Source organism: Deinococcus sp., assembly GCF_025362455.1.
GTDB lineage: Bacteria > Deinococcota > Deinococci > Deinococcales > Deinococcaceae > Deinococcus.
Genome location: NZ_JANYGJ010000016.1, coordinates 1 through 7,974, shown reverse-complemented (window position 1 = coordinate 7,974; position 7,974 = coordinate 1). Strand labels below are relative to the sequence as shown.

Annotated in this window: 10 protein-coding genes; 6 read left to right on the top strand and 4 right to left on the bottom strand. The window is 65.2% G+C overall.

Features of this window, described 5'->3' with window-relative positions; genetic code table 11:
• Nucleotides 1-266 precede the first annotated feature (266 nt).
• The gene (locus Q0R23_RS01260; RefSeq protein WP_293909506.1) at nucleotides 267-794 is read right to left on the bottom strand and encodes a hypothetical protein; all 528 of its coding nucleotides are present in this window, start codon (nucleotides 792-794) and stop codon (nucleotides 267-269) included.
• A gap of 159 nt (nucleotides 795-953) precedes the next feature.
• On the opposite strand from Q0R23_RS01260, the gene Q0R23_RS01255 reads away from it, so the two are divergent.
• Genes Q0R23_RS01255 through Q0R23_RS01240 form a run of 4 tightly spaced genes read left to right on the top strand, consistent with a single transcriptional unit; the run spans nucleotide 954 to nucleotide 2,307 of the window.
• Nucleotides 954-1,184 (top strand): hypothetical protein, encoded by a 231-nt coding sequence (locus Q0R23_RS01255; RefSeq protein ID WP_293909504.1) that lies wholly within the window; start codon nucleotides 954-956, stop codon nucleotides 1,182-1,184.
• Nucleotides 1,185-1,226: 42 nt separating this feature from the next.
• Complete coding sequence (locus Q0R23_RS01250) at nucleotides 1,227-1,655, top strand: hypothetical protein (RefSeq protein ID WP_293909501.1); 429 nt, start codon at nucleotides 1,227-1,229, stop codon at nucleotides 1,653-1,655.
• Between the two features lie 45 nt (nucleotides 1,656-1,700).
• A complete protein-coding gene (locus Q0R23_RS01245) occupies nucleotides 1,701-2,090 on the top strand; it encodes a hypothetical protein (protein WP_293909499.1) in 390 nt (129 codons plus the stop codon).
• Between the two features lie 13 nt (nucleotides 2,091-2,103).
• Nucleotides 2,104-2,307, top strand: coding sequence for a helix-turn-helix transcriptional regulator (locus Q0R23_RS01240; protein ID WP_293909497.1), 204 nt, complete (start codon nucleotides 2,104-2,106; stop codon nucleotides 2,305-2,307).
• Between the two features lie 7 nt (nucleotides 2,308-2,314).
• On the opposite strand, the gene Q0R23_RS01235 is transcribed toward Q0R23_RS01240, so the two are convergent.
• The gene (locus tag Q0R23_RS01235) at nucleotides 2,315-2,461 is read right to left on the bottom strand and encodes a hypothetical protein (protein ID WP_293909495.1); all 147 of its coding nucleotides are present in this window, start codon (nucleotides 2,459-2,461) and stop codon (nucleotides 2,315-2,317) included.
• Nucleotides 2,462-2,581: 120 nt separating this feature from the next.
• On the opposite strand from Q0R23_RS01235, the gene Q0R23_RS01230 reads away from it, so the two are divergent.
• Together Q0R23_RS01230 and Q0R23_RS01225 are read left to right on the top strand one after the other, a co-directional pair.
• On the top strand, nucleotides 2,582-3,328 hold the full coding sequence (locus Q0R23_RS01230) for an ATP-binding cassette domain-containing protein (protein WP_293909493.1): 747 nt from the start codon (nucleotides 2,582-2,584) through the stop codon (nucleotides 3,326-3,328).
• Entirely contained in the window at nucleotides 3,321-4,547 is a 1,227-nt protein-coding gene (locus Q0R23_RS01225; protein ID WP_293909491.1) for an ABC transporter permease subunit, read from the top strand. Before Q0R23_RS01230 ends, Q0R23_RS01225 begins: the two co-directional genes overlap by 8 nt.
• 529 nt (nucleotides 4,548-5,076) lie before the next feature.
• Here Q0R23_RS01225 and Q0R23_RS01220 read toward each other — a convergent pair.
• Nucleotides 5,077-6,285 carry a serine hydrolase gene (locus tag Q0R23_RS01220; RefSeq protein ID WP_293909488.1) on the bottom strand — a complete coding sequence of 403 codons (1,209 nt, stop codon included), beginning with the start codon at nucleotides 6,283-6,285 and terminating at the stop codon, nucleotides 5,077-5,079.
• A gap of 13 nt (nucleotides 6,286-6,298) precedes the next feature.
• Nucleotides 6,299-7,141: a DegV family protein gene (locus Q0R23_RS01215; RefSeq protein WP_293909485.1), complete on the bottom strand. Its 843-nt coding sequence runs from the start codon at nucleotides 7,139-7,141 to the stop codon at nucleotides 6,299-6,301.
• Nucleotides 7,142-7,974 lie beyond the last annotated feature (833 nt).

Sequence of the window (7,974 nt, the reverse complement as noted above, 5' to 3'; positions counted from 1 at the left end):
CTCCATCCCTTCATTCCCGCCAAGACATACTTTCTTCCTCACTCGCTTCTTGGGCAGAATGGACTGTCGTCGTGAACGGACTGTCCTCGTGAACGGACGCCCATGAGGACGCCACTCGTCCCCATGAGGATGCCACTCCTCCGCCTGGGCACGCCTGCCCGCTCCGCTCGGTAAAGCTAAAGCTTTACAAGGAGATACTTAGAAACGGGCACTGCACCTGAAGCGGGAATACGAGGCCAGGCGTCGCCGGGTTCCGGGTGTGGGGGTTACAGCCGGGCACCGAGCACGCCACCTGTCACGTCTACCCGTTCGCCGGGCCGAAACTGGCCTTCGAGCAGCCGCACGCCGAGATACAAGGCGCCACCCCGGACCGCCTGGTCGGGGCCGCCCAGGCGAAGGCGGGTGGACTCACCGGGATGCAGCGTCAGCTCGGACAGCACCTGCCCCCCGGCTGGGCCGTCGCAGACGAGCGAGACGCCCACGCCCGCCACCATCACCAGCGGGCAGACGGGCCGGAACGAGGCGCCGAACAGTTCCAGGCGCAGTTCGGGCGTTTGTCCCCGGTAGGTCAGGTCGGCGCCGCCGGATACGCCATTGTAAGGCAGCAGCGCGGGTGGCAGCCTGACGCCTTCGAGCTGGTTGTATGGCAAATACGCCACCTGGCCCGGCGTCAGATTCAAGCCGCTGACCGTGAACGAGAAGTCACTCACCCGCTGCTCCGGCAAGCTGATCCAGCCGCAGGCGCTCAGCAACAGTGGCAACAGCGGCAGGGCCAGTCGGATGACAGGGTTCATGATGCTCAGGATAGCGGACGGCAGGTGTAGATTTGGTCGCCCAGACGACGGCAAGGCCGTGCAGAACAACATCGGCAAAGAATCTGCTCGCCACTTTATGACAAGGACACTTGACATCAGCTCGTTCTCGCCCTAGGCTTCGTGACAAGGAGACTTGACATGCTCGATCAGAACTTGCGCCGCACCCCACTATCCCGGCAGGTCCGTCAGCTCGCCGCCCTCGCCACCATGCTGACGGCCATCACCCTCACGCTTTTGCTGCCCGCTGCCCAGTCGGTACACGCCGGACGACTGACCCAGACGCTGCCCTGGCTGATGCTTGGTCTGTCGTTCGGGCTGTCGATGCTGGCTGCCGGGTTCAGACTGCGCCAGCGGCAGTCCAGGGGCTGAGGCGGTGACAGGCAGCGTCCGCACCTCTCGGAGCACAGCAGGGTGAACACCAGAAAGCCACTTTTTCCCAGCCGTGAACGGCGCGTCTGGCGGGTGATGTGGAAGATGGTGGCCGCCGCCGTGCTCCTCACCACCGTCGGCTTAGGTATCGCGGTCCTCAAAAGCCGGACCCAGGGAACGACCTACCACTTCCTGAGCGGGTTCTCGCTCGGTGTCATCTGTGGGCTCCCCACCGGGATGGCCCTGTTTCTGTACCGCGCTTACCGGGTCATGGACGAATTCGGCAAGCGACTTCAGGAAAAAGCCTGCACGTTCGCCTTCGTGGTGAGCATGGTCGGCGCGGCGACAGCGTACGCCCTGAGTACCGAAACAGGGTTCACCTTTCCGCCGTGGACGCTGTACCTGTTTGGCGGCGTCGTGTATGGTTTGAGCGTCCTGCGCGGCAGCCTGGCGGCGCGGGGCGAGGTGTAAATGTATCCTCGTGGCAAACCCGCACTGCCCAGCCGGGAGCAGCGCGTGCTGAAGATCATTTGGGCTGTGATCGCCCTCACACTCTTCGCCGCACTTGTTGGCGTGATTGCCGCAGTGATCCGCAGCCGCAGCCAGGGCAGTGACCAGGATTTTCTGAGCGGCTTTTTAGTTGGAGTCTTCGGGGTCATGCCCTTCGGAATCGCCCTGTTTCTCTACGCTGCTTACCGTCAGATGGACGAGTTTAGCCAGCAGCTTCAGGAAAAAGCCTGCACTTTCGCCTTCGTGATGACCATGCTGGCGGCCTCGGCGGGCTTCGTGATCGCCAGCGGCTTCAAGGTGGCGCTGCCGCTGTGGAGCCTGTACCTGCTGGGTATGGCCGCTTACGCCGCTGCCGTGATCCGTGGCTCGCTGGCGGCGCGGGGCGGACGTGAATGAGGGCTGGTGGGGCGTGAACAACCACATCAAGGCCCTGCGTGCCCATCACAACCTGACGCAAGCCGAGCTGGCCGAGCGGCTGGACGTCTCGCGCCAGACCGTCAACGCGCTGGAAACCGGCAGGTACGATCCCAGCCTGCCGCTGGCCTTCAAGCTGGCGCGGCTGTTCGGGCAGCGCATCGAGGAGATTTTTAACGACGACGGTGTGCTGGAATGAGGCTATTTCAGGGCCGCAGCACCCGCGCCAGCCGAACCCGGCTCCTCGCCAGGGCGGGCTTGAACAGCAGTCGCAGGATGGCGCCGCCGAACAGCAGCAGTAAGGTTGCGTTGATGCCGAGCCACACCAGCAGCGTGAGTTGCAGGACGTTCATTGGGCCTCCGGTTAGCTGTGGCCTTCAGCCTAGCTTCATGAGACTGGCAATCTTCTGACAGCCGGGCGGACGACGACCAGCCCTCCCACCCCAACTTTCTCTCAGTCCACAGGAGCCTCGATGCTCGACGTTCAGCACATCGGCAAGCGCTACGGCCAGCACTCGGCCCTGGAGGGCATCAGCTTTCAGGCCCGCAGCGGCGAGGTCTTCGGGCTGCTGGGGGCCAACGGCGCGGGTAAAACCACGCTGCTGCGCATTCTCAGCACGCTGCTCAGACCCACTTCCGGCAGCGCCAGCGTGGCGGGCTTCGACGTGGCGGCGCGTCCCCAGGAGGTGCGCGCCCGCATCGGGCTGGTCAGCGGCGGCATGGGCCTGCATGACCGCCTGACCGGCGCCGAGACCCTGCGCTACTTCGCTGCGCTGCACGGCATGAATAAGTTTCGTACCGAGGCCAGAATCGAGGTACTGGACGCTCAGCTCGATCTGGGTGAGCTGCTGAGGCGCCGGGCCGGGAGCTTTTCGACGGGCATGAAGCAAAAACTGGTGCTGGCCCGCGCCCTGATTCACGACCCGCCGGTGCTGCTGCTCGACGAGGCCAGCTCCGGCCTGGACGTGCTGGCCCGCCGGACCCTGCTCGATCTGGTCACGTCGCTGAGAAACCGGGAGCGGCTGATCGTCTACTCCACCCACGTCATGAGCGAGGTCGAGGAGCTGTGCGACCGCCTGGCAGTCATCTCCGGCGGCCAGGTGCTGAGCGTGGCCTCGCCCGCCGAACTGGTGGCGCAGTCGGGCGAGCGCAACCTGGAGCGGGCTTTTTTCAAGCTGCTCTCGGCGCAAAAAGCTTTACCGGAGGCCATTCATGGCTAGCATCTGGACGGTGGCGCAGCAAGAGCTGACGGCGACCATTCGGGACCGCCGCACCTTGACCAGCACCATCCTGATTCCGCTGCTGATTATTCCGCTGTTCACGGTGGGGCTGCCGCTGCTGCTGGGCACGCTGTTCGGCGGCCAGGCCCAGACCCGTCAGAGCGTTGGGGTGATTGGCACGCTGCCCGCCACCCTGCGAACCCAACTGGAGGCGGACAGCAAAACTGAGAAGGGCGTGCGCCTGACGGTCATCCGCGACCCCATCAAAGCCGTGCAGAGCGGTGAGGTGGACGCCGCCCTGAAGGTGACCAGCCCGCTGCCGAGCGTGGCCGGACAGAGCGGCACGCTGCAACTGTTTTACAAATTGGGCAACCTCAAAGCCCAGAGCGGCGCGGCGGGCAAGGTTCGCTCGGCGGTGGAGGCGTACAACACGGCGCTGGTGGGCCGCAAGCTCAGCGAGTTGAAGCTGAGTTCGGCGCTGCTCACACCCGTCAAACTCAGTACCGTGGACGCCAGCAACGTCGCCGAGGCGGGCAGCGGCGCACTGGCCTTCGTCATTCCGCTGTTCTTGCTGCAATTCATTTTGGCCGGAGCCACCGCCGCCGCCACCGACAGCACGGCTGGCGAGCGCGAACGCGGCACCTTCGAGGCGCTGCTGGCCACGCCCACGCCGCGCAGCACCCTGCTGCTGGGCAAGCTGGCCGCCACCACCATCACCGCCCTGGCCGCCGCCGCCTTCAGCGTGCTGGGCCTGAGCCTGAGCGCCCCGATTGCCTTACTGGTCACGCCTGCCGGGCAGGGCGCGGCGCAGAAAGCCACCCAGCAGGCTTTCGGCGGCTCGCTGGCGCTGGGTTCGGGCGCCCTGGGCACGCTGCTGCTGACGGCCACCTCGGCGGCGCTGCTGATCAGTGCGCTGCTGCTGACCTTATCGCTGCTGGCCCGCTCGGTACGCGAGGCCCAGACCCTGATTGCGCCGCTGACGCTGCTGATCGTACTGCCCGCCACGCTGCTGCAATTCGCCGACTTCCTGAAAACGGGCGCCGCCATCTACGGCATGCCGATTGTCGGCAGCATGCTGGTCATTCTGGATACGGTCAAGGGCCAGAGCAGCGGCCTGCATCTGCTGCTGAGTGTGGCGGGCAATGTGCTGGGCGCCGGGCTGCTGGTAATCGTCGCCACGCGGATGTTCGGGCGGGAGAGTGTGGCGTTCAAGCAGTAGGGGGGTTGTTGGAAGTGAAGGCGGCTGGATGGGCTTGGGGGGTTGGGTTGTGTTGGTGGGGCTTCAGCACGTTGCCAATGCGTCGGCTCCCCCAGCCCCGATGGGGCGTAACTGGACACAGGTTCGGGGGAGAGCAGGCGTGCCCAGCGGTCAAGCGTCGTCATCGGCGCTGCTCTGACCAAGACGGCGCGTCCGTTCTGCCGGGTAAGGCCCCTCGCCTCTCTTGATCAGGCGACGTGTCAATAGAACCTTGGAGGGGGTTTGTCGCTGCGCTAGGCATGGTACTTCCGATCCGTCTCACACGCACTATTCTTCGTCGCGTTCTCCACATCGTGTAGGTTGCGTAGGGCGCCCGTGCTCCGCATCCGCCCATAACTGACTTCGCTGGAAGGGAGTGGTCTACTCCAGCGGAAACACAAGGCAGAAGTAGGATTTTAGCTCCCTCTCCCCCTGGGAAAGGGTTGGGGTGAGGGGTCTCGTGAGCCCCAGCTCATGCCCTTCTCAGTTCCCACTCCCCACAACCCACTTCCTACTCCCCCTTCTTCCCCAGCACCGGCAATTCTGGCTTGCCACCGTCTCCAACGGCCAGAATCTCGCTCGCGGCGGCGCGAATCCAGGCGAAGGCGTGGCGGGTGAGTTTCATGGTGTAGGTCTGCGAGGAGCCGTGGAGCATGAAGGCGTAGACCACGTGCTCGCCGCCTTTTGTTTTAAAATAGCCGCTGTAGGTCAGGATTTTCCAGCCGTTGCCGCCCTTGCCGCCGAACTCGGCCACCGGAATAGGCAGCAGCGCCGATTTGCCAAAACCCAGGGCCATCAGCTTGCGTTGCAGGTTCTGAGAAGCCGGGCTCAGGCCGGGTTGCAAAAACTCGTGGGCCACCAGCATGGAGAGTTCATACGGCGTGCTGAGGTTGTGGGTCTTGAGATCGTCAGTGGCGTTGTAATGGCCGTCGAAATACTGATCGAGGCGGCGCTGGAGGTAATCCGGGCGCAGCTTCCGGGCGTCGGCGTCGATCAGCTCGGCCAGGCGAAGGCGGTCCGGTCCGGTGGCGCCGGGCCAGGCGGCGGTGCCTGAGTAGGTGCTAGAGAGTCCGGCCTGGGCCGCCCACCAGTCTTTGGTTGGCAAGATCAATCGGGTGCGGCACAACTTCAGGCGGTCAGCCACGTCCTGCACGTTCTGGAGGCCGACCTGGCGGTGCAGCAGATCGGTGGCGGTGTTGTCCGAATACTGGATCATCCGCTCGGCCAGTTGCCGCGCCGTGCTGCCGTCGTAGGGGTAGGCGCCCAGGCTCTGCGTGCCGCTGTTGACGCTGAATTTCTGGCTCAGGTCGAAGGTGCCCGCGTCCACCTGGCGGAGCATGGCCCACAGCACCGCCTGCTTGTAGGTGCTGGCCAGCGGAAAGACTGCTGCCGGGGCGTAGGCGACGGAGCGCAGCGGCGCCAGGGTACGCGGGTCGATGACGGCCACGTACAGCCCCAGTTGCCCGTTGAGGGCGGGCGGCGGCGGCGGGGCGGCCAGCGCCGGAGGCGCCGAGACGCAGCCGGGGGCGGCGGGCGCGTCCGGATCGGGCGGCGTCCAGGCTGAGCTTGTCTGGGACGCTTGAGGGGCAGCGGGCGTCTGGACGGTGACGGGCGGGGCAGACGCGGCGCCAAGGCGCAGGGCCGCGTAGCCGCCAGCCCCGATCAGGGCGGCGAGCAGCGCATAACGGCCCGGTTTGGGCGGCCTGGGTTTGGGCGGCATTCCCGTGCAGCCTTCAGGGCGTGACGGGTTCCATGACGATGCCGTAGGCGCCGGGGCCGGTGTGGGTGGCGACCACCGCGCCGAAGCTGAAGTTGCCCGCGTCCTCGAAGTCGGCGCCCTGCATTCCGGCACGCAGCTCCTCGGCATTGGCCTCACCGCCCGCCGTGGCCCCGAAGACCAGGCGTGAGCGACCATACTTCTTGATGTACTCGTGGGTCTGGGCGATCAGGTTGGCCGTCGCCTTTTTCTGACCGCGCTCGCGCCCCGCCGATTCGACCCGCCCGCCCTTGACGCACAGGATGGGCTTGATGTTGAGCAGCCCGCCCAGCAGCGCCTGCGCCCCGCCGATGCGCCCGTTGCGCCGCAGGTAATCCAGCGACTCGACCGTAAACACGATGCTGGCGCTGGCCCGGACCTTTTCCAGCTCGGCCACGATGTCGGGCACACTTTTGCCCGCCTCGGCCATCTGGGCGGCCCGCATGACCATCAACCCCTGGCCCAAGCTGGTGGTGCCGGTATCGAAGACCGTGACCTGACCGCCGAAGTCCTGGGCGGCCAGCCGGGCGCTGCCGACCGTGCCGGAGAGCTGACCGCTGATGTGCAGGCTCAGCACGCTCTCGGCGCGTGCCAGGGCTTCGCGGTAGGCGTCGGCGAATTCCACCGGGCTGGGCTGGCTGGTGGTGGGCGTCTTCTGGCCCTCGCGAATGCCTTTGAACAGGTCCGGGGTGGTCAGGTCCACGCCGTCGCGGTACATCTCGCCGCCGAACAGCACGTAGAGCGGCACGCTGGTCACGGCGTAGCGTTGTTTTACCGCAGCCGAGAGGTCACCCGTCGAATCGGTCACAATGGCGATCATCTGCCTATTCTAGCGGATGTGAGAGCCAGACCAGCGAGCACCGGTCTATTCGTCGGGCCACACGCCGCGTCAGCGGGGCGTGGTGAACAGCCAGCCAGACCCCCATCGAGACCCGAACAGCCGCTCAGACGAGCTGGGCCAAACTGAATCGGCGCTGGACGAATTAGATCCGGGCGAATCGGCGCTGGGCGAACCAGAGTTGGACCACGCTGACCAAAGCGGCACAGATCACGAAGAGCCGCAGCCCGGTTATCTGTACGTGGAGTCCCCGGAGCGGACCGCTCAGTATGTCCTGGCTGACGTTTCGGGCTTGCGCGTCTTGGGCACAGCGGACGCGCCTGGGCACGCCTGCCCGCTTCTTGGGCACAGCGGCACTTACCGGGCGTCTGCACTTATCGGGCGTCTGCACTTACCGGGCGTCTTGGCGAGAGCGGCGCCTACCTTGCCTCGCCGCCTGCCCGCACACAGCGCTCCATCCCTCTCCTTCGGAGCTCTGCGAGTCCACGCCCGCCGGGACGTACTCCGGACTGCTGCTGACCGTCTGCTTGAGCGCAGTGACGCTGATCCTAGAGCAGTACTCCGAATTACGCCACGGGGAAAACAGCCTCCCCGCGCCTCCATTCTGCGCCTTGCTCAGTTAAAACTACTCGCTCCGCTCGGTCATAAAAAGGGTCTTTTTATGACATCTGCTCTAGAGACTGTCTGGAAAGTAAGAAGTCGGGCAATACTGTCTCATCGATATGAGTAGAATCAAAGGATGCAATTGTATCCAACCGATACGACAGATGAAGAGTGGGGGATTCTCAAGCCGCTCATTCCGGCCCCGAAGTCAG